Genomic DNA, 21,490 nt, shown 5'->3' on the forward strand with positions numbered 1-21,490 from the left:
AGGCGCCTTTGTCGTCGGCGCCGATCGCACCGTCCTCCAGATCAGGGCTTGTGGATCTGCTGGACTCGGTAGTACTTGGCGGTGCACGGCGCGACCCAGTCTTTTCCTTCGTGGCGGGAGAAGTAGGGCTCGGCGAGGGATCCGATGGGCATCGCCTCGTAGGTCACGCTGCCGGCTCCTTCGGTGATCTCGTCGCGGATACGGGTGTCTTGGGCGTCCCAGCGCTGTGCCCGGGTGACTGTCTGAGAGGTCAGTTGCTGGGCGGCGGGGATCAGGGCGGCCAGGGCGGCGAGGGTGAACGTGCCCGCCAGCAGGGCTGCTGCCCGCGGGAGGTGTGGCTTGTCGGGCGTGTGGGCGCGTTGTCCGGCCCAGTGGCCGAGGAGTGCCCCGTACAGGGTGAGGGTGGCCAGGTAGGGGATGAGGAAGCTGGTCCAGGTGCGGGCGTAGGTCCAGCCGTTGCCGCCGTATCCCAGACGCAGGCCGTGAGCGACGGCGAGGGACGACAGGATGAGGACGGGGATCGGAAGGATCAGCAGGAGCCGTGCCGCCGGCGGCGGGGGACCGCCCCGGCGGGTGACGGATGGCTGCGGTCGACCGGGGATGAGGGTGAGGGCGAGGCCGAGGAGTACGCCCGTGGCGGCGGCGCCCAGGTAGGCCCACTGGCTGAGGACGGTGTCCCAGATGTGGACCCCGTCGCGTGCCAGGCGCCGTGCGCTGAATTCTCGCGGCGGGCGCTGTGCGCGGCGCCACGCGGCGCCGGGCGAGGTGTAGAGCACGGCCAGGCCCACGGTCAGGCCCGCGCAGTACAGGGCGGACCAGGTGAACGGGTACCAGGTTCGCGCGAGCCGTAGCGCCAACGGCAGCTGGGGCAGGGTCAGGAGCGCGGCGGTGGCTGCGGTCAGGCCACTGACGGCGAGGAACGGCTCGCTCAGTGTGCCGATCGCGAAGCCTGTCACCATGGCGCCCACGAGCGCCGCCCGCCGTGGCCGTCTCCCCGGGCTCCGGCCCGCGCGGATGGCGGCGAGCAGGGCCCAGATACCGAGGACGCTGGGCAGGATGTGCGAGATGGCGGCCGGGGCCCACAGCATCTGGTAGGTCCGGGTACCGCCGAGGAACAGCAGCGCCTCCGCCACCAGCACCGCGGGCGCGAGGACTGCCGTAGGTGCCCGCATGTCCAGCGCGCCGAGCGTTTCACGGGCCAGCAGGTACAGGCCGAGCCCGAGGGCGGTGATCAGGACCGTGGAGAGCACCTGCGGGCCGAGCATGCCGTGGGAGTAGACGACCCCGCCGAGGAAGGCGTTGGTGATCCGCCCGTTCTGTGTCAGGTAGAAGTCGGACGTCACGCCCAGGACACCCATGTCCCGGGTCTTCCACGCCATGCACCAGTCATCGGAGGTGGGCCGCAGGAAGGTCCCCAGGAAGCCGACGACGCCCAGCAGCCCGCCGGCCGCAGCCGTCAGAACCCCACTCGTTCCGCGCAACAGCCCGGCGCCGGCGGCGCGGGTTCGGCGGGCCGGCCCCCCGACCGGCTTCCTTGCCTGCACCGGTAGTACCGCCCGGTCAGGCAGGTCCCGTATGGCGCTCCGTTCGGTACGGTCGTCCTGCTCGTCAGAGGTCGTCACAGGTTGCGAACGAGTCGCGGCTGACCAGGGGAACGGTCCGGCGACGCACTGTGGTCGCGCGTATGACCATGGCCCCGAAAACGATCGAGGGGCCGTTCTGGATCGCTCCAGAACGGCCCCTCGATCTACGACTCTTTCGAGTCGGGACGACAGGATTTGAACCTGCGACCCCTTGACCCCCAGATGACTGCGCCAGGCCCACAATCAGGACATGTGGCGCCATTTGAGGGCGAGGAACGTGTGCCAATGCGCGTGCCGTGCACCTGCGTGCAGCGGCACTGGTCCCCAACTGGTCCCCAACCGGTCGTCACCCCAATGCGCCACTCGGGAGGTTCGGACGGATTGGGCGGGCCGCGCACGCCCTGGGCTGGTTCGTGAGTCTTTGTGTGCTTTTGTCGTCGCCTGATGGGGTGGTGCGGGCCGAATCCGCTGGTCCGCAGCCGGTGGTCTGCTGGGGTGGCGGGGTGAGTGAACGCAAGTCGTACCCGAGCGACTTATCGGACGAGCAGTGGGCTCTGGTCGAGCCGGTGATCACAGCGTGGAAGGACCGGCATCGCTCGGTGAGTGGCACCAGGGCTCGTACGCGATGCGGGAGATCGTGAACTCGATCCCCTACCAGGGCCGGACCGGCTGCCAGTGGGCCTACCTGCCGCACGATCTGCCGCCGAAGAGTGCGACGTACTACTACTTCGCCGCCTGGCGGGTCGACGGGACCGACCAGGTCATCCACGAACTCCTGCGCTGCCAGGTCCGGGAGCGGGCCAGTCGATTAGAGGACCCGACCCTGGTGGTTCTGGACACGCAGAGTGTCCGTGCGGCTGCCGGGGTCCCCGCCACCACGACCGGCCGGGATCCGGCGAAGCGGGTGCCGGGCCGCAAGCGGGGACTGGCCGTGGACGTGCTCGGGCTGGTCATCGCCGTCATCGTGCTGGCCGCGAACGCTCACGACAACGCCGTGGGCATCGCCCTGCTGGACCGGGTTGCCGAGCACGCTGGCGGCACCGTCCGCAAGGCCCTGGTCGACCAGGGCTTCAAGAACCAGGTCGTCGCGCATGGATCCGGCATGGGCATCGATGTCGAGATCGTCGAACGCAACCCACAGGAGACAGGGTTCGTTCCGCAGCCGAAGCGGTGGAGGGTTGAGCAGAATGGAAAGCCGCTCTGAACGCCTTCGACATCACCTTCGACGGCCGACTCCCAGCCGCCCGCCGCTGAACCCCCTGACAACTCCAGAACCACCGTTAGCTTTACAGACCCGCCGGCCGAGGCGTATCCGAGGGCCGGTCCTGAGAAGCGGAAGTGGAGGTTGGTCCCTGCTTCTCACGGGTTGGCGCCGTTTCCCAGGCTCATGTGCTGCGGATGTGCCCTCGTGCGCCCGGGTTCTGGGCGGGCCGGGACGCCAAACGTTCTGCCCAGGGTGGGTCTGCGCCGGGGACGGAGCAGGTGAGGGCGGCGACGCGGGCGGCGAAGGAGCAGGCGTCGGTGGTGCCTTCGAGGGTCAGGGCGTCGAGTCGGCCGCCAAGGTGTCCGAGTGCGGTGAGGCGGTGCAGCAGGCCGGCAGTGAAGGCGTCTCCGGCGCCGACGGTGTCGATGACGTCGACGGTCGGGGCCGGGACGGTGACGCGTGCGCCGTCGAGGGAGGCGAGGGCGCCGCGTCCGCCGAGGGTGATGACGACGAGGCGCGCGCCGGCCGCGTGCCAGGTATCGCAGGCCTGTTCGGGGCTGGCCCCGGGGAGGAGCAAGCTGAGGTCGTCTTCGCTGAGGCGGAGGATGTCGGCCACGGCGCACCAGTGGTGGAGCCGCTGGTGGTAGGCGGCGGGCGGTACTAGGAGTGGGCGGACGTTGGGGTCGATGGACACGGTGGCGTGCTCGCGCGCCTTGGCGAGGTAGTCCTCGATGTGGCTGCCTCCGGGGCGGCGTATCAGCGCCAGGGAGCCGGTGTGCACGGCGACGGTTTCGCCCGGCACGGTGTCGGACAGTTCGTCGGCGGTCCACTGCCAGTCGGCGGCGCCGTCGGCGAAGAAGGAGTAGGTGGCCTGGCGGGTCTCGTCGAGGTCGGCGATGGCCAGGGTGCTGGGCTCGGGGGCGGCCACGCTGCCGCTCAGGTCGACGCCGGAGGCGCTGAGGCGGTTGCGGAAGAGGGTGCCGAAGACGTCGTTGGAGATCCGGGCGAGGAAGCGAGTGGGGGTGCCGAGTCGGGCGAGGGCAACGGCGGTGTTGGCGGGGCCGCCACCGGGCAGGACGCGCAGGGCGAGATCGGCGGGGCTGGACAGGGCGGGGTCGGTGAAGGCGTCGGCGACGCACTCGCCGAGGACGGTGACGCTGCTGGTGGGGATGTTCATGGGCTGTCTCTCTGTAAAAGCGCAGTGCGGGGGGCTCGGTCGTAGCGTTCGTCCTTGACCTTGCGGATGGACACGCGCCGGACTCAGCCCTTGACCGCAGAGCTGGCCACGCCTTGGACGAACCACCGCTGGAAGAACGCGAAGACGATCAGCACCGGTAGGACCAGCAGGACGCCGAAGGCGAGGATCTGGCCCCAGTCCGGGGGCTGCTGGCCCTGGAAGACGCTCATCTCCAGCGGCAGCGGGCGGACCGACGGGTCGGAGACCATCAGCACCGGCCACAGGAACGAGCCCCACTGGATAAGGAAGGTCAGGATCGCCACTGAGGCGAAGGCCGGCTTGCTCATCGGGACGATGATCGCGAAGAAGGTGCGCCAGGGGCCCGCGCCGTCGATCCGGGCAGCTTCCTCGATGCTCGGTGGGATCGAGCGGAAGAACGTGTGGAACTGATAGACCGAGAAGGCGTTGGCGATGAACGGGAGCGCCAGGATGTAGAGGGTGTTGCGCTGGTCGTTGAACATGTAGAAGAGCGGGACGGCCACCGACTCGAACGGGACCAACATCAGCAGCAGAATGAGCGTGAAGACGGCTTCGCGTCCGCGCCACTTCAGCCGTGACAGCCCGTACGCGGCCATCGAGTTGACGAACAGGCCGCCCGTCACGACCACGAACGCCAGCAGCAGCGAGATGCCCATGAAGCGCCAGAAATAGCCGGTGCTGTCGGAGTTGAGGCTGCTCAGGACGGCGGAGTAGTTGTCGAAGGACAGGTCGGTCGGGAGGAAGCCGGAGAGACCGTTCAGGATCTCGTCGGACGGCTTGAGGCTGCCCAGGAACAGGTAGATCACCGGTAGCACGAAGACGGAGGCCAGCACGCTGAGTACGGCGTAGTCCATGAAGCGGCGCAGGGGCGTAGGGGTCGTGCCCATGAGTCAGTCCTCGTTTCCGGGCCGGACGACGCGGCGCTGGATGAGGGTCAGGACGACGACGATCAGGAAGAAGACGACGGTGATCGCGGACGCCTGGCCGATGTTGTTCTGGTCGAAGGCGGTGGTGACGGCCTGGTACATCACGGTGCGGGTGGCGTCCTCATCCAGACCGCCCCCGCGGACGAGGACGTACACCTGGTCGAAGACCCGGAAGGAGAGCACCGAGGTGAGCATCGCAACGAAGACGAGGGTGGAGTGGATGCCGGGCAGGGTGACGTGGCGGAACTGCTGCCAACGACTGGCGCGGTCGAGTTCGGCGGCCTCGTAGAGCTCACCCGGGATCTGCTGGAGGCCGGCGAGCAGGATGACCATCTGGAAGCCGACGCCCTGCCAGATGGACAGCACGACGATCGAGGCCATGGCGGTGGCGGAGTCGCCGAGCCAGTCGAAGGCGCCCCAGTTGCCGAAACTCACCGCGTCCAGCGCGGAGTTGAGCATGCCCTGGTCACTGCGGGCCAGTATGAGTCGCCAGATCACGGCGACCAGCGCCATGGGGAAGACGACCGGCATGAAGAAGAGCGACCGGAACAATCCGATGGCCTTGAGCTTGCGGTTGAGCAGGATCGCCAGGGCCAGCGCCAGGGCCGTCTGCACGGGTACGACGAACACGGCGAAGGTCAGGTTGTTGAGCAGGGCCCGCAGGAACGGGCCGGACAGGTCGGGGTCGGTGAACAGCCTCCGGTATTGCTCCAAGCCGAAGAAGCTGGGCTCCAGCGGGGAGCCGAGGCGGACGTTGTAGAAGGAGAGCACCACGGCGTAGCCGAACGGCACACCGACGAAGACGATCAGTCCGACGACGGCCGGGGCGGACATGAGTAGTCCGTGCAGCCAGTCACGGTTCTTGCGGCCCGGCCGCGCTGATCGCGTCGATCGCGCGGATGTCACGGATGTCACGGATGAGGCCTGCTCCGGGCCGGGCGGCGCGGCGTGCGCGGGTTCCACGGATGTCACGGGGAGGGTCCTGTTCCTGGCGGGGTGGGCGCGGCAGCCGCGGCCGCCCGGGCCGATGGAGTCCTACGGGATCTTGTAGCCGGCGTTGTCGGAGAAGTCCTGGTCGATGGCGCGGGCGGCCTTTTGCAGAGCGCTCTCGGGGTCGGCGCCACCGTAGATGGAGTTCAGGGCCTCGCTGAACTTCGAGGTGACCAGGGGGTAGCCGGCGGTCACCGGGCGGGTGACGGCGACGCAGGACTTGGTGATGTCCTTGTCGCCGCAGGGCTTGGCGAGCTGGTCGGCGTAGAGCTGGAGCGGGCCGCCCTGCTTGTAGAGCTCGCTCTTGTCGAGCGCGGTCTTGGTGGCGGGCACCGCCCCGTTGGCCGTCGTCATGGCGGTGATGTTGGCGTCGTTCAGGAGGGTGTCCAGGAACGTGCCGGCGGCCTTGGCGTTCTTGCTGTCGGCGCCGATGCCCCAGGCCCAGGAGCCCTGGCCGGTCTTGGGGCCGTTGCCGAAGTCGGGCAGCGGCAGTACGACGAGGTCGTCGCCGAGGGCCTCGCTGTAGGCGGGGTACATCCAGTGGCCGGCCCAGCTCAGGGCGACGCGGCCCTTGGCGAAGGCGTTGCCGTCGGTGTTGGGGTCGACATACGTCTTCCAGGACTGGAAGGTCTTCATGGCCGAGATCACGGCCGGGGTGTCGAGGGCGCCTTCCGCCTTGCCGTCCTTGAGGAGGGAACCTCCCGCGGACCAGACGACCGGGGCGAAACCGTAGGTGCCCCACTCGTTGGCGTAGCCGCCGGTCTCCTGGAGGTCGAGGGTCTTGCCGTCGGTGTCCATGGCCTTCAGCGCCCCCAGCGCGGCGGTGAACTCCGTCGCCGTCCAGTCATTGGACAGGCTGGTCGGGTACTTCACCCCGGCCGCGTCGAGCAGCTTCTTGTTGCCGTAGATCCCCAGGCCGGAGTCGAACATGCCCAGGCCGTAGTGCTTGCCGCCGACCTCGCCCTGCGCCTTGCTCGCGTCGGTGGCGTTGTCCATGGTCTTGGTGGAGACGTGCGTGTCGATGGGGGCGAGCTTCTTGTTGTAGACGAAGTTCGCCATGGTCGGGCCGTCGAACTCCATCACGTCCGGCAGCTTGGAGGCGTCGGTGGCCGTGATGGTCTTGGTGTAGTCGGCCTCGGGGATCAGCTTCAAGTCGACCTTGATGTCGCCCTGCGAGGAGTTGAAGGACTTCACCGCGTTCTGCAGCGCACTGGCCTCGTTCTTCTGGCCCTGGTGGGCCCAGACGCTGATGGTGCCCTTGCCGCTTCCGGCCTCGGCGGAGGCATCGGTGCCGCCGCCCGAGCCGCAGGCGGCCAGCGCCACCACGGGGAGAGCGAGGGCCAGGCCCGTACGGACGGTACGGCGGTACTTTCTGTTGGTCGAGCTCATGGTTTGTGCCTCCGTGCTGTGGCGCGGGTTCGAAGTGCGGGGGGAGCTTTCCGGGGCGTGGGGGTGCGGCGCTCGGGGGGTTACCTCGGGCCGCGCAGGCGCGGCGGGGCGGTGGTCTCGCGCAGGACGAGACGGATGGGCATCTGCACCAGCCCCGGCGCCTCGGCGTCGGGTTCGTCCAGTTGCCGCAGCAGCAGCCGGGCGGCCTCGGCGCCCTGGTCGGCAACCGGCTGGGCGACGGTGGTCAGTCCGACCACGTCGGCGAGTTCGTGGTCGTCGAAGCCGACGACGGACACGTCGTCCGGCACCTTCAGCCGGTGGCGGCGCAGGGCGCGCAGTGCGCCCATCGCCATCTCATCCGACTGCGCGAACACGGCAGTCGGCGGGCGGGAGACAGCCAGCAGCTCGGTCATGGCCCGCTCACCGCCCTCGACGGTGTAGTCGCCGTCCGCTTCCAGGGCCGCATCGTGCTCTATCCCCGCATCGGTCAGGACGTCCAGGTAGGCGCTGCGCCTTTCGACGGGGGTGGTCCAGTGCAGCGGCCCACTGGACCCGCTGATCATCCCGATCCGTCGGTGACCGAGGTTCACCAGGTGGCGTACGGCGCTCTCCGTTCCGGCCCGGTCGTCGATGCCGACGACGGTGAAGCCGAGCCGGGCTCCGCCGACCGTGGTGGCCAGCGGCACCCCGAGTGAACGCAGTGCAGCCGACTCCTCCTCGTCAGGGATGAGGAGCGAGAGCACGGCGTCCACCCGCTTGCGGACCGGCAGCTTGGTGAAGAAACGCTTGCGTGTCTCCGGCGATCCCAGGTTGTACAGCAGCACGTCGTACCCGGCGGCGCTGAAGACCTGCTCGGCGGCGTCCAGCACGGTGCCGAAGAACCAGCGGCCCACGTACGGGACCACGACCCCGATGGTGAAGGTGCGCCCGCTGGCCAGGCTCGACGCGGAACGCGAGGCGGTGTAGCCGAGCTGGGCGGCGAGGGCCGCGATCTGCGTCCGCACCTCCTCGGACACGCCCGGCCGTCCGCGCAGCGCGCGGGACACGGTGGACGTCGAGACTCCGGCGGCGCGGGCGACATCGGTGATGCTGGCCGTCACGGCGCATTCCCTCCCGTTGGTTTCACGTCGATGTGATCTGCAGGTGACGTGACCGTAAACCCGCCCTCGTTGTTGCGCAAGCGTTTGCGTTCGGATTTACTTGGGCTGATCCTTGAGAGACCTTTTTGTTATCAAGCATCAGCGCATACGTTTGGGCGCTGTGAGCCGACAGGAATGTGCATGCGATACGCCCCGCCCGGCCTCTGCGTGAACGACTTCGCCCTCCTGCGGGACGAGGACGGCACATACGCGGTGCTGCACCTGCAGGGGCCCTGGACAACGGAGTTCGATCATCTGCGGATGGAGACCTCCTACGGCCGGGCAACCTCCACCGACCTGGTCCACTGGCAGCCCCAGGGCACCGCCTTCGGCAACGGCCTGCCCGGCCGCTTCGACCAGCAGGCCGTGTGGACCATGCACCCCATCCGGCACGGCGACGCAATGACGATGTTCTACACCGGCGTCTTCGGTCTCACACCGGGCGGCTGGCCGGTCCAGTCGGTCGGACTGGCGTACTCGGACCGCACGGACGGCACCGGTTGGCGCCGCCATGGCACCAGGCCGGTCGTCGAGGCGGACCCGCGCTGGTACCGCACCAGCGAGAAGATGGCCTGGCGTGACCCGTTCGTCGTACGCGATGACGCGTCGGACGGCTGGGTCATGGTCGTCTGCGCCAGCGACGCCTCCCTCCCGGTGGAGGTCAGCGGCTGTGTCGCCCTGGCCACCTCGGCGGACCTGGAGCACTGGACCGTCCATCCGCCGCTCATCTCCCCCGGTGACGTCGATGAACTGGAGTGCCCGGTCCTGGAACGCCTCGACGACGGAAGCTGGCTGCTGCTCGGCTCCATCGGCGCGACCCGCGGCTTCGAGTCGTGGACCGCCCCCAGCCTGCGCGGGCCCTGGACCCGCCGCGGTCCCCTCGGCCCGGCCGGCGCCTACGCCCCGCGCGTCATCGTCGCGCCCGATGGCTCCCGCGTCGTGCTGCACACTACGCCTCGCCGGGTCGGCCTCACTGACTCCGGCGAGACCTGCCGCGGGATGCTCGCCCAGCCCAAGTCCCTTGTCATGTTGGACGGTTCGACGCCCCGCCTGGAATGGTGGCCCGGCCTGGACGTCTGGCTCGGCGAGGAAACGGAGCACCCCGCCCCGCACGCAGTCGGCGACATCGGCCTCACCGGGCCCGTCGACGTTATTCTCCGCACCGATTCCCCGGACGGCAGCCCCGCCCTCGTTGTCGGCTGCGACGGCAAGAACCTCTGGGTCACCGGCCCCGAGGGGACCCGGCTCGGCGAGACCGTCCTGACCGAACCCGCCGCCACGCTGCGCATCCTCACCATTGGCGAGTACGTCGAGGTCTACGCCGACGGCCTCTTCGTCCTGACCACCCTGTGCTACTCCGGGCACCCCGCCCCGTGGACGGCCGCCACCGAAGGCCGCGAACGCACCATCCCTGTCCGCCCGATCCGGCTGCCCGACCCGCACCGCGACGACGCCTCGGCCATCTGGCCAGGCTCCACAACACCCTGACGGGCGACAGCCCACGCCCGTCTGATCGTCACCCGGCACGACCCCGGAAAGGCTCAATCGGGTGTGCGAGGACATCGACCGCCCGCCAGGAACCGGCACAACTCCTCGTCTCCACGGCACTGCCGCTGGCCTCGATCGCCAGGCGCTGCGGGTTCAGCTCCGCCTAGTGCTGTGACCGGAAAGGTTCACCGTGTCGCGGCGCCCGGCACGGCACCTCGCGGCGTTGTCAGGACGACACTGAGCGCCGCATAAAAGCCGGCCTACCCGAAGAGGTCGGGCACCGGGAGAAATGGCGCCTGGCCCTGGACCTCATTGACGAGGCGGTCGCCTGGGGCCTGGAGCCGATGGTGATCGTCGCCGACGCCGGCTACGGCCAGATCACCGCGTTCCGCCACGGCCTGGCGGAACGCGGGCTGGACTACGTCGTCGCCGTCCGCTCGGACGAGTCCGCGCACCCGCAGGCGGCTGCGCCCAGCGCATCGCCGTGGAGCGGGAACGGCCACCATCCCGCCACTTCCACCCCACCCTCCGCACCACGGCTGGCCACGGCCGGAGTGAGGAGCAGCGCCGGAGCCGCACGCGGCCGGTAAGCTGGCAGCGGACCCGTGTCAGGCCATGGCCGCGCCGGTTCCCGCGATCACCTCGGGCCGCAGCAGGGCGGCGAGTCTCTCGGCCGGCAGCAGGCCCCTCTCCAGGACCAGCTCGGCCACACCCCGGCCACTGGCGAGGGCTTCCTTGGCGATGTCGGTGGCGGCCGTGTACCCGATGTGCGGGTTCAGGGCGGTCACCAGGCCGATGGAGTTCTCAACGGTGGCCCGCAGCACCTCGGTGTTGGCGGTGATGCCGGCCACGCAGCGCTCGGCGAGGGTGAGGCAGGCCGCGCGCAGGTGGGTGACGGACTTCGACAGCGAGTGCAGGATGACCGGCTCGAAGGCGTTGAGCTGGAGCTGTCCGGCTTCGGCGGCCATGGTGATGGTGATGTCGTTGCCGATCACCTCGAAGGCGACCTGGTTGACGACCTCGGGGATCACCGGGTTGACCTTGCCGGGCATGATGCTCGAACCCGCCTGCACCGGCGGCAGGTTGATCTCGCCGAAGCCCGCGCGCGGCCCGGAGGACAGCAGGCGCAGGTCGTTGCAGGTCTTGGACAGTTTGACGGCGATGCGCTTGAGTACACCGGACATCTGGACGAACGCGCCGCAGTCCTGGGTGGCTTCGACCAGGTTGGCCGCGGTGACCAGGGGCAGCCCGGTGATGTCGGCAAGGTGGCGGCGGGCCGATTCGGCGTATCCGGCGGGGGCGTTGAGACCCGTGCCGATCGCGGTCGCGCCGAGGTTGATCTCCAGGATCAGCTCGACGGCCTCAGCGAGCCGGCTGCGGTCCTCGTCGAGCATGACGGCGAAGGCGGAGAACTCCTGCCCGAGCGTCATCGGCACGGCGTCCTGCAACTGGGTGCGGCCCATCTTCAGAACGTCGCGGAACTCGACGGCCTTGCGGGCGAACGTGTCCTGGAGGACGGCCATGGCTTCGAGCAGGCCGCGCACCGCGGAGACGGTCGCGATCCGCACGGCGGTCGGGTAGACGTCGTTGGTGGACTGGCCGAGGTTGACGTCCTCGTTGGGGTGCAGGTGCCGGTACTCGCCCCTGGCATGGCCCAGCAGCTCCAGCGCCCGGTTGGCGATGACCTCGTTGGCGTTCATGTTGGTCGAGGTGCCGGCTCCGCCCTGGATGACATCGACGACGAACTGGTCGTGCAGCTTCCCGCCGCGGATCTCCTGGCAGGCGGCGACGATCGCGGCGGCCTTCGCGGGCTCCAGCAGGCCGAGTTCCTCGTTGGCGAGGGCTGCGGCCTCCTTGACGGCGGCGAGGGCGTCGATCAGGTGCGGGTAGGCGGAGATGGGCGTCCCGGTGATGGGGAAGTTCTCGGTGGCGCGCAGGGTGTGGACGCCCCAGTAGGCGTCGGCGGGGACGTCGCGGTCTCCGAGCAGGTCGTGTTCGCTGCGGGTGGCGGCGGTCATGGGTGTGCGGCCCTCTTCCTGAGGTGGGTGGGTCAAGGTGGTGAAAGGGGATGGAGTCAGGCGGTGGCGGGGATGCTGGGCGGGTTCAGCGCCGCCACCGGCCGGATGCCGCCGACGGGCCGGCCGCCGCCGGTCATCGGCTCGCCCTCGAACCCGGCGAGCAGCCGCGGCTCGACTCCCGCCCGGGCGAGGGCTGCGGCCGTCACCGGGATGCGCGCCCGGTCCGCCCCGTCGGCGATCTTCACTGCGACGGCGCGGCCGTCTGGCAGCGCGGCCACCTGGACGCCCTCGAAGCCGTCCTTGGCCAGCAGCCCGGGCACCGCGCGCATCAGCTGGGCCGTGTCTCGCCCTGTGCCGGAGGCCATCTCCGGGTGGACGCGCAGCGCGTCCGCCACCCGGCGCCCGGCGGTGTCCGGACCGGCCGTGGCGATGCGGGCGGCGGCGCGGGCCAGGCCGTGCAGGGACACTGCGAACAGCGGGGCTCCGCAGCCGTCGACGGTGACGTTCGCGATGTGCTGGCCGGTGAGTTCCTCGACGACCTCGGCGATCGCCCTCTGAAGCGGGTGGCCCGGGTCGAGGTAGCTCTCCAGGGGCCAGCCGGCCAGCTTGCACAGGTACAGCATCGCCGCGTGCTTGCCGGAGCAGTTCTGGGCGAGCCGGGAAGGCCCGCGGCCCTCGCGCACCCAGGCATCCCGGACCGCCGGGGCGTACGGCACGTCGGGGACGTTGCGCAGGTCGTCCTCGGTGAGGCCGGCCAGTTCGAGGATCTGCCGGGTACCTGCGAGGTGGCGCTCCTCGCCGGAGTGGCTGCCCATCGAGAGGGAGAGCAGGGCGCCGTCGAGCGGCAGCCCGGCCCGCACCATGGCGAGGGCCTGGACCGGCTTGAGGGCTGAGCGCGGGTAGCAGGCGGCCTCGATGTCTCCGATGCTCAACCGGACGTCGCCATTACCGCCGAGGACGACGACGGATCCGTAGTGGACTCCCTCGATCACGCCGCCCCGGGTGACGTGGGCGACGGGTGCGTGCTGGGGCTCGCGCATCGCGGGCGCGTCCGCGAGGAGACTCCTGCGCATCACTGCCTCGTTTGGTGGTGGGTTGCTGCTGACCGGGGTGGCCGGCGGCAGGCCCGGCCCGGGGGGGGGAACGGGCCTGCCGCCGCCCGGCTCAGCCCTCGCTCTTCGCGGCGGCGCGCGCCACGCGGCCGCGGACGGCGTACCAGCCGGCGACCAGCGCCGCGGCGATCAGTGGCACGCACAGCACGGTGGTGCGCGCCGCTCCTCCGTCGGCGTACATGAGGACCAGGACGGAGGCGAGGAAGGCCAGCGTCACGAGTTCGGTCCACGGGGAGCCGGGCAGGCGGTAGGAGGGGCGGGTCAGTTCGCCGTCACGGGTCTTCCGCCAGAAGAGGAGGTGGCAGAGCATGATCATGCCCCAGGTGGCGAGGATGCCGATGGCGGCCAGGTTGAGCACGATCTCGAACGCGTCCGCCGGAACGACGAAGTTGAGCCCGACGCCGAGGACGCACATGCCGCTGGTGAGCAGGATGCCGCCGTAGGGCACCTGGGTGCGGCTCAGCCGGGCGGTGAAGCTCGGGGCGGAGCCGTTGACGGCCATCGAGCGCAGGATGCGGCCGGTGGAGTAGAGGCCGGAGTTGAGCGAGGACATGGCCGCGGTGAGAACGACCAGATTCATCACGTCGCCGGCCGCCGGGATGCCGATGTGGGAGAGCACGGTCACGAACGGGCTCTGGCCGGCGCTGTAGCTGTTCCACGGCATCAGCATCGACAGCAGGACGACCGAGCCGACGTAGAAGAGGCCGACGCGCCACATGATCGAGTTGATCGCCTTCGGCATGATCTCCTCGGGATTCTCGGTCTCACCGGCCGCGACTCCGACCAGCTCGACGGAGGCGTAGGCGAAGACGACGCCCTGGATGATCAGCAGCATGGGCAGCAGGCCGTTGGGGAAGATCCCGCCGTTGTCGGTGATCAGGGACGGACCGGGCACGGCGTCGTCGATGGGGTGCCGGGTCACGAGGAAGAAGATCCCGATGGCCATGAAGACGACCAGCGCGCCGACCTTGACGATGGCGAACCAGAACTCCAGTTCGCCGAAGATCCGCACCGAGATGAGGTTCACGGTGAGGACCACGGCCAGGGCTATGAGCGCGATCACCCACTGCGGGACGTCGGAGAACAGGCGCCAGTAATGGGTGTAGGTGGCGACGGCGGTGATGTCGGCGATGCCGGTGGTCGCCCAGTTGAGGAAGTACATCCAGCCCGCGGTGTACGCGCCCTTCTCCCCGAGGAACTCCCGGGCGTACGAGACGAAGGCGCCGGAGGACGGCCGGTACATGACGAGCTCGCCGAGCGCGCGTACGACGAGGAACGCGAAGATCCCGCAGACGGCGTAGGCGACGAACAGTGAGGGGCCGGCGTCGGCGAGGCGTCCGCCCGCGCCGAGGAAGAGCCCGGTGCCGATCGCACCCCCGATGGCGATCATGTTGACGTGCCGGGGTGTCAAGGACTTGCTGTAGCCGGTGTCCCCGGCGTCCACGTGACGGGTCGTGGGGCGCTTCTCGTCTTTGAGGAACTGCTCGCTCACGCCTCGGGTCTGCCTTCCGTGGAGGTGGCCGCGCGCTGGGGGCGCACGATTTCTGTGAGGGTCGTCTCGACCCGCAGGAGGTGGTGGGACATGGCCTCCACCGCGTCGTGCTCGGAACCGTCGGCCAGCGCCTCGAGGATCGCCCGGTGCTCGCAGTTGGACTGCTCGCGCCGGCCGCCCAGTTCGTTGAGGAAGGTCGACTGACGCGCCAGTGCGTCGCGGATCTCCTCGATGACGCGGCGGAAGACGGGGTTGCGGGATGCCTCGGCCACCGCCAGGTGGAAGACGGTGTCCATCGCCACCCACGCGGTGGTGTCGGTCTCCTGCTCCATCCGGTCGAGCAGATGGCCCAGATGGTCCAGGTCCTCCGGGGTGCGGCGCAGCGCGGCGTACCCGGCGACCGGGATCTCGACGTGCCGGCGCACCTCCAGCAGGTCGCTGGCGACGTAGTCGCCGAAGGTGGGGTCCTCGACCGTGTTCGCCAGGACGAACGTGCCCTTGCCGCTCTTGGAGGCGGTCAGGCCGATGGCTTGGAGGGCTCGGAGCGCCTCCCGCAGCACGGGCCGGCTGACCTCCAGGGTCCGGCACAACTCGGCTTCGGAGGGGAGCTTGTCGCCCACGACGTACTCACCGCGCTCGATGGCGCTGCGCAGGTGGCCGAAGACCGCTTCCATCGCGCTGACGCGCCGCGGGGCCTGGCCACCTGTCTGGCTGTCTGACAGGTTCACGGTGTGATCCTGATGGGTGCGCCGGAGGGTGTCAAGACACCTGTGTCGGGAAAGTCCGGCCCGGCGAGTTTCGTACCGTGCGCACTTTCCGTCCTGCCACCGAAGCCGCCCGATCGGTGTCTGCGGCGGAACCGGCGGCATCCACCAGGGCGTGCACCACCGGCGTGTCGACACCCATCTCCGGATGCCACTGGACGCCCACGGCGAAGCGGTGCCGGCTGCTCTCGATCGCCTCGACGGTGCCGTCCGCCGCACGGGCTGCCACGATGAACCCGGAGCCGAGGCGATCCACGGCCTGATGATGGTGCGTGGCGACCTCGCGGGTCCCCGGCAGGAGGGCGCCGATCCGGGTCCCCGGCGCGGTGGTGACGGTGTGGGCACAGAAGTGGCCCCGGTAGGGGTTGTGGCCGTGATGGCCCACCCTGTCGGGCAGGTGCTGGATGAGGGTGCCTCCGGCGTGTACGTTCATCAGCTGCATACCCCGGCACACTCCGAGCACGGGTATGTCGCGGGCGAGACCGGCGGCCAGTACAGCCTGCTCCCACCGGTCGCGCTCGCGGACCGGCGGCCCCGTGCGCGGGTGGGGCCGGGCGCCGTACAGGGCGGGATCCACGTCCTCGCCTCCCGTCAGGACGATCGCGTCCAGACGTGCGACCACATCCGCCGCTGCCGACGGGGCGTCCGGCGGCAGCAGGACGGCCCGGCCGCCCGCGGCCTGGATACAGCCGGCGTAGGCCGCAGGCAGCACTGCGGCGGGCAGGTCCCACTCGCCCCACCGGGCGTCGGCCAGGTAGGTGGTGAGTCCGATGAGTGGTGGCTGGGGCATACCACTTCCTTTCAGGGCGTGAGGGGTGATCGTCGACGGCCGGGTGCACACCCGCCCCGCCGGACGTCCCCGGCCACGGCGGGCTGCGGCAGAAAAGGCGGACGGGGCGGACGGGGCACTGGCGGAGGGCGCCCCGGCGACAAGGTGGAGGGGCGGTCACGATCCGGGAGCGCGGGCTTGCGTTTTTCTTGCCGCGAGCAAGAATCCTGCTGGCGTTCATCCGCAATCACAAGAAAACACATCTTCGCGACAGATAAGTGAGCCTTAACTCCGTGCACGGACTCGACCCCCGTCTGCTCGCCACCCTCGAAGCCGTCGTGCGGCACGGCTCCTTCAACGCCGCCGCACGCGAGCTCGGCTACAGCGCGCCCGCGGTCTCCCAGCAGATCGCCGAACTCGAACGCCGCGCGGGCCTGAGAGTGCTGGAGCGCCGGCCCGTGCGCGCCACACCGGCCGGCGAAGTCCTTCTCGACGCCGAGCAGGCCGTCCGCAACGCGTTGGCGACGGCATCGGTGGAACTCGACGCCATGCGCGCGGGTACGGCCGGACGGATCCGCCTCGGCGCCTTCGCCTCGGCCGCCACCAGCATCGTTCCGCAAGCGCTGGCCCAACTCCACGCGACCTACCCCCACCTGCAGGTCAGCCTCAGCCAGCTGGAACCCGAGGCCTGCTACAACCGGCTCAAGCGGGGGGACATGGACCTGGCCCTCAGCTACGACTACGACTTCATCCCCGTCCCGCCACCCCGGATGCTGCGCCGGACGCTGGTCGCACGGGATCCGGTGGTGGCCGTGGTCCCGGCACACCACCGCCTGGCCGACAGGGAGGTCATCGACCTGGCCAGCCTCGCGTCCGAGACCTGGATCGCGGCTCCGGAGGCCGCACTGCGCCTGGAACTGCTTTCCCAGATGGCCAAGACGCCTGGCTTCCAGGCCCGCCTGCAATACGAGGGGGACGACTTCAACACCGTGCTCGGCTTCGTGGCCGCAGGCCTGTGCGTGACCGTCATGCCGCAACTCGCCCTGCCCCGCGCCAACACCCAGGTCGTGGCCCGCCCCCTGGCCGAGCCGCAGTTGACGCGCTTCATCTACGCCGTCCGCATCGACACCCGGCACGCCCCGCGCGCCGTCCTGGACCTGGAGCAGATGCTCGCCGCGCAAGCGCTGGCCGCGCTCGCATGAGGCTGCGGCGGGCAGCTACCGGAGGTGAACGGAGCGTGAATCCACGCGAAATGCGCCAAGTTGACGGCGGCCGCACGCGCGTAGACCGGGTGATGACGCCAGGTCTCCCGGCTGTCCGACTACCGGACGCGGTGGCTGAAAGTTAAACTATTGTGTGATGGGCGCCCTACGTTTGCGGTGGTTGACGTTCCATCGAGAGGAAACCCCTCATGACCGCCGCCGACAGTGCGCCGCGAACGGCCCGCGTCCTCACCGGCTACCGCCCCGAGGACGGCTTCATGGCCGTGGAGCTGGACCCGCCTCCGGGCGAGTACGTATGGCACGACGAGCATGCCGAGCAGCAGGAGCAGCGCTACGGCCCGGGTGCGGGCTACCACCAGTGGCTGGCAGTGGACGCACGCGACGGCGCCGTATGGTTCGGCGACATCGACTGGCGGGCCCCGTCCGAAGACCTCGGCAGCCAACTCCCCGGCCTCCCCCGCAGGGCACTCGGCGACGGGGCCGTCCCGGCCTCCGGAAGCATGGTGCAGCTGCTCGGCCACCTGACCCATGACGAACAGCGCGGCTGCTCCTGGCGCTTCTTCACCGCTGAGGAACTGCACGCGCTCGCCCTGCGCATACTCCCCGCCGTGCAGCGGCTCGTGGACTCCATCCACCGCATCGGACCGGACGACGAACTGGAGTGGTCGGCCGAGGCCGCCACCGCCTGGGACGACATCGAGCAGGCCGCGACACACACCTTCGACCCCTCCGGCGATCTCCGCTGGCCCAGGCTGCGCACGACACCGATCCCTGCCTGGCGTGTCGAGGTCGGCGCGTTCCTCGCCATGAACCCCGGTCTGTGCGATCCCTCCTGGGGCCGGGCCACGGACGCGGAACTCGATGCCTACGCCGACTACAGTCCCGAGAGCGGCTATGGCGGTGTACCGGGGCGGATGTGCCGCGCCGCCGACCGGCAGATCGAGGACGGTTTCACTTTCTACGGCCACCGTGCCGCCCTGTACGCCTACCGCGCGCAGGCGTGCGGCGACCGTGTTCCGACAGACGCCCGCGTCTGGCTGGAGACGACAGAGGCGGGTCGGGGCACCTGGGAAGCGGCCAAGCCCCCCGGGGCCACCCTCGCCGACGTCCCCGACTGCGTGCTGGCGGCCTTGGCCGAAGGGTTCCAGAACTCCGCGCACGAGGAGGGTCTGGTCCTGACGGGCCTGGACGCCCATCTGCGCCGGTTGCGCGCCGAGGAACGCTCCGCCGTCGACCAGCAGCTCGTCCGCGAAGCCGAGGAAGTCGAACGCCTCGAGAACATGCTCAAGGATTTCCGCGCGGCACGGAACCGCACCGTGACACGGATCCTGGCCTGGTCCGATGGGCGCAGCGACGGGGAAATCGCCCGCCTGGCGTCCATGCCCGACGACTACGTCAGCGACTGGCGGGCCCGCCTGACCGACGAACAGACGACGGCCACACCCGCAACCCGTCGAGCGCCACGGCCGTCCGTAGACCGAGGCGACGGCCCGGGGCCTTGAGCTGGTGCCGCCGGCCCGCTGCGAGTACCGCTGCGCGGGGTAGCCGGAGCCGGACCTGAAGGCACTGGTCGCGGCGGCCTCGGGAGCGCGGTGGTCGCCTGTGTTCGCACCCTGGAAGCGTCCGAGTCGGCAACCGCCGAGGCGGAGCCGAGTTCGTGCCCGGCCTCGCGCTGGGCGGCCGACAGAAACGGCATCACGGCCAGGGACAGAGCGGCGAGCACGATGCCGGGGATGGACCGCTCGGCCTCTCCGGTGCCAGAGAGCGGCAGGACGGCGTCGACGGCGACGTACGTGGCGAGCGCGAAGAACGAGAAGGCGATGATCCGTAGGATGGTCTCCTCCCGTGCCTCGCGGACAGCGTGGTCGCGGCCGGAGAACTGCCAGGCGACCGCGGCGGCCGAGGAGACCTCCTCGACAACGTTGTAGGGGATGGTGGCCGCGACCAGCAGCTGTATCCGCTTCGCGAGGGCGTCACGGCGGGCCGGGGCCGGGCCAATGGATATCTCCGCAGCCATCTCAACAGCAACCCTTCTCCTCGGCGTCCGCTCACGCACGGTCGGCCTCGACGGCGACCACGGCGGTGCGCAAGTCGTCCAGGGCGTGGCCGAGGCGCTCGTCGGCGAGTTCGTAGCGGGTGCGGCGGCCGACCGGGACCGTGACGACAAGACCGCAGTCGCGCAGGCAGGCCGGGTGGTTCGACAGCCGGGTCCGGGAGATGCCCAGCGGGTCGGCCAGCTCGGCGGGATGGGCCGGAGCCTGGCACAGGGCGAGCAGGATGCGGCAGCGGATCGGGTCGGCGAGGGCGCGGCCGAACCGCGCCAGCACCTCGATGTCGGAGGCGATTGTCAGCACCTACGGGACGGTCCGCTTCGAGATCCCGATTCCCGTCGTGCCCGCCGCCGGCCGATTCGGCAGCTAGCCACTTCTCCTGCGGGGCCGCCCGAGTACGTCGTCACCCATGCGCGGCACGTGCCCGTACGGCGTGCTGCTGACCACGCTGGCGCTGCTCGTATCGCCCCCCAAGATCCGGAGACCATTCGCGGGCCAGGAGGCGGGAACTTGGCCCAGCGTCCGCCATTATGGCTGGTCAGCCTGGTGCGGCGTCTGTACCGCCAGCAGACGAAGCATCTCCTGGGCGTCTGCGGAGGTAAGTCAAGGCGCTGCCCTTGGCGCAAAGACAAGGGGAAGGCGCAGGTCACACGGGGCGCATGTGTCGTGGTGGTCGCAGATGGCCGCACGAGCTGGAGGTGTCGACCTTTCCTCCGCCTCCTGGAGGCGATCTTCATGCGTACCACCGGCGACCGCGGCCGCATCTACCGGAGGTGTGGCTGCCGGGACACATTGCACCACCAGCTCGGAGCCTGACCGCCTGGCTCGCCGCCAAGGCTCTCGTGCTCAAACGACCACCATGGCGCGATACCGGGACTACGTCCACAACGACCTCGTCCCGGCCTTCGGCACCCTGAAGCTGGACGAGCTCGGACACCGTCACATCGCCGCGTTCGTCACCGGCGAGCTCGCCGCAGGCCGCGGCAAGACCACCCTCTACCGCTGCCTGGCCACCCTCTCCAGCGCTCTCGGTGACGCGGTCCGCCAGCATCGCCTCGCCCACAACCCCGCCAGTCCCCCGCCACTTCACCGGCCACCGTCGCCCGAGCGACGGATCTGGACCGCGGACGAGGCCGTCCGCTTCCTCCAGCACTGCCATCAGGCAGACCCGGACATGGCCGACCTGGTCGAGCTCCTCATCGGCACCGGCATGCGCAAAGGAGAGGCCTTGGGGCTTCACTGGGACGATGTCCACCTGGCCGAGCGTGTCCTCTATGTACGTTGCACGCTCTCCGCGATCGACAACAACCACCTCGTCATCACCACGCCCAAGACCCGTACCAGCCGGAACTGGGTCGCCGTCTCACCCCGCGTCGCCACCGCACTCGAGCACCGGGCCCGGTCAAGGGCCCGCCCCCACAGCGACCCCAGCGATCCCTTCACCGGACTCGTCTTCTGCAGACCCGACGGCCTACCCCTGCGACCCCACACCGTCCTCGACCGGCTCCGGCAACTCTCCAAAGAGGCTGGCGTACCGCGGGTGACCGTTCACGACCTGCGGCACCTGGCCGCCACCATCACCATCACCGCCGGCGTCCCCCTCACGGTGGTCTCCAAGACGCTGCGGCACTCCACCCTGTCGACCACCGCCAACGTCTACAGCCACCTCACCCAACAAGCCTCCCGCGAAGCCGTCGACACCATCGACCACACCCTCACCCGGGCCCAGAAGCGAAACGACCGACGGGCCTGGCTGGAACGGCTGCGACCACCACGCGACCACATCCAGCACCTTCGCGAAGCCCTCAACCGGTTCCGCTCCCCCGCCCCGACCGGCTTCCACCCCACCGCCAACCAACCCCAAAGCGGGCGTGCGACCACACTGCGACCACCAGCATTCCGGGCATGGAAAAGGCCGCCCTCTCATGTGTGAGAGAACGGCCTCCGACGTGCGTAAAGCACAGTCGGGACGACAGGATTTGAACCTGCGACCCCTTGACCCCCAGTGCGGGGCACCGGGATTGTCTGGATATAACAGACTCAATCCGGGCGCAAGTTGTGCGTGGGGAGGGCTATCGTGCGCCATCGCGCACACCGCCTGGTCCCCAACTGGTCCCCAGAGCACC

The 21,490-nt window shown here is 69.8% G+C and carries 16 protein-coding genes and 3 pseudogenes; 6 read left to right on the forward strand and 13 right to left on the reverse strand.

Features of this window, described 5'->3' with window-relative positions; translation table 11 throughout:
* Window positions 1-41 precede the first annotated feature (41 nt).
* Window positions 42-1,481, reverse strand: a complete 1,440-nt coding sequence (locus OOK31_RS05215; protein WP_267011131.1) for a DUF6056 family protein — start codon at window positions 1,479-1,481, stop codon at window positions 42-44.
* Between the two features lie 605 nt (window positions 1,482-2,086).
* Between OOK31_RS05215 and OOK31_RS05220 the strand changes: the two are divergent.
* Window positions 2,087-2,769, forward strand: a pseudogene (locus OOK31_RS05220) (IS5 family transposase); the annotation flags it as partial.
* Between the two features lie 199 nt (window positions 2,770-2,968).
* On the opposite strand, the gene OOK31_RS05225 reads toward OOK31_RS05220, so the two are convergent.
* The 5 genes from OOK31_RS05225 to OOK31_RS05245 form a co-directional block, all read right to left on the reverse strand.
* A complete protein-coding gene (locus OOK31_RS05225; protein ID WP_267011132.1) occupies window positions 2,969-3,964 on the reverse strand; it encodes a carbohydrate kinase in 996 nt (331 codons plus the stop codon).
* Between the two features lie 83 nt (window positions 3,965-4,047).
* Window positions 4,048-4,890: a carbohydrate ABC transporter permease gene (locus OOK31_RS05230; protein WP_266613692.1), complete on the reverse strand. Its 843-nt coding sequence runs from the start codon at window positions 4,888-4,890 to the stop codon at window positions 4,048-4,050.
* A gap of 3 nt (window positions 4,891-4,893) precedes the next feature.
* Entirely contained in the window at window positions 4,894-5,763 is an 870-nt protein-coding gene (locus OOK31_RS05235) for a carbohydrate ABC transporter permease (RefSeq protein WP_257553322.1), read from the reverse strand.
* Window positions 5,764-5,964: 201 nt separating this feature from the next.
* Window positions 5,965-7,308, reverse strand: a complete 1,344-nt coding sequence (locus OOK31_RS05240; RefSeq protein WP_267011133.1) for a sugar ABC transporter substrate-binding protein — start codon at window positions 7,306-7,308, stop codon at window positions 5,965-5,967.
* An 80-nt stretch (window positions 7,309-7,388) separates the two neighbouring features.
* Complete coding sequence (locus tag OOK31_RS05245) at window positions 7,389-8,408, reverse strand: LacI family DNA-binding transcriptional regulator (protein WP_267011134.1); 1,020 nt, start codon at window positions 8,406-8,408, stop codon at window positions 7,389-7,391.
* Window positions 8,409-8,588: 180 nt separating this feature from the next.
* Here OOK31_RS05245 and OOK31_RS05250 point away from each other — a divergent pair, with 180 nt between their 5' ends.
* Together OOK31_RS05250 and OOK31_RS05255 are read left to right on the forward strand one after the other, a co-directional pair.
* Window positions 8,589-9,935 carry a hypothetical protein gene (locus tag OOK31_RS05250; RefSeq protein WP_052872400.1) on the forward strand — a complete coding sequence of 449 codons (1,347 nt, stop codon included), beginning with the start codon at window positions 8,589-8,591 and terminating at the stop codon, window positions 9,933-9,935.
* Window positions 9,936-10,165: 230 nt separating this feature from the next.
* Window positions 10,166-10,525, forward strand: a pseudogene (locus OOK31_RS05255) (transposase); the annotation flags it as partial.
* Between the two features lie 18 nt (window positions 10,526-10,543).
* Here OOK31_RS05255 and aspA read toward each other — a convergent pair.
* The 5 genes from aspA to OOK31_RS05280 all read right to left on the reverse strand — a co-directional run bounded on the left by aspA (window position 10,544) and on the right by OOK31_RS05280 (window position 16,111).
* On the reverse strand, window positions 10,544-11,953 hold the full coding sequence (aspA, locus tag OOK31_RS05260; RefSeq protein WP_267011135.1) for an aspartate ammonia-lyase: 1,410 nt from the start codon (window positions 11,951-11,953) through the stop codon (window positions 10,544-10,546).
* A gap of 56 nt (window positions 11,954-12,009) precedes the next feature.
* Window positions 12,010-13,026, reverse strand: coding sequence for an asparaginase (locus tag OOK31_RS05265; protein ID WP_267011136.1), 1,017 nt, complete (start codon window positions 13,024-13,026; stop codon window positions 12,010-12,012).
* Window positions 13,027-13,117: 91 nt separating this feature from the next.
* Window positions 13,118-14,557: an amino acid permease gene (locus tag OOK31_RS05270; RefSeq protein ID WP_257553328.1), complete on the reverse strand. Its 1,440-nt coding sequence runs from the start codon at window positions 14,555-14,557 to the stop codon at window positions 13,118-13,120.
* Complete coding sequence (locus OOK31_RS05275; RefSeq protein ID WP_078613352.1) at window positions 14,554-15,285, reverse strand: FadR/GntR family transcriptional regulator; 732 nt, start codon at window positions 15,283-15,285, stop codon at window positions 14,554-14,556. Before OOK31_RS05275 ends, OOK31_RS05270 begins: the two co-directional genes overlap by 4 nt.
* Window positions 15,286-15,316: 31 nt before the next feature.
* Complete coding sequence (locus OOK31_RS05280; RefSeq protein WP_267011137.1) at window positions 15,317-16,111, reverse strand: gamma-glutamyl-gamma-aminobutyrate hydrolase family protein; 795 nt, start codon at window positions 16,109-16,111, stop codon at window positions 15,317-15,319.
* A gap of 272 nt (window positions 16,112-16,383) precedes the next feature.
* Here OOK31_RS05280 and OOK31_RS05285 point away from each other — a divergent pair, with 272 nt between their 5' ends.
* A complete protein-coding gene (locus OOK31_RS05285) occupies window positions 16,384-17,292 on the forward strand; it encodes a LysR family transcriptional regulator (RefSeq protein WP_267011138.1) in 909 nt (302 codons plus the stop codon).
* A gap of 209 nt (window positions 17,293-17,501) precedes the next feature.
* Window positions 17,502-18,815, forward strand: a complete 1,314-nt coding sequence (locus tag OOK31_RS05290; protein ID WP_267011139.1) for a hypothetical protein — start codon at window positions 17,502-17,504, stop codon at window positions 18,813-18,815.
* A gap of 122 nt (window positions 18,816-18,937) precedes the next feature.
* Here OOK31_RS05290 and OOK31_RS05295 read toward each other — a convergent pair.
* Both OOK31_RS05295 and OOK31_RS05300 read right to left on the reverse strand, forming a co-directional pair.
* Window positions 18,938-19,330: pseudogene (locus OOK31_RS05295) on the reverse strand (cation transporter); the annotation flags it as partial.
* Between the two features lie 31 nt (window positions 19,331-19,361).
* A complete protein-coding gene (locus OOK31_RS05300) occupies window positions 19,362-19,667 on the reverse strand; it encodes a helix-turn-helix transcriptional regulator (protein WP_267011140.1) in 306 nt (101 codons plus the stop codon).
* Window positions 19,668-20,223: 556 nt separating this feature from the next.
* Here OOK31_RS05300 and OOK31_RS05305 point away from each other — a divergent pair.
* Window positions 20,224-21,297, forward strand: coding sequence for a tyrosine recombinase XerC (locus tag OOK31_RS05305; protein WP_267011141.1), 1,074 nt, complete (start codon window positions 20,224-20,226; stop codon window positions 21,295-21,297).
* Window positions 21,298-21,490 lie beyond the last annotated feature (193 nt).

This window comes from Streptomyces sp. NBC_00249, from assembly GCF_026342355.1.
In the GTDB taxonomy this organism is placed as follows: Bacteria; Actinomycetota; Actinomycetes; order Streptomycetales; family Streptomycetaceae; genus Streptomyces.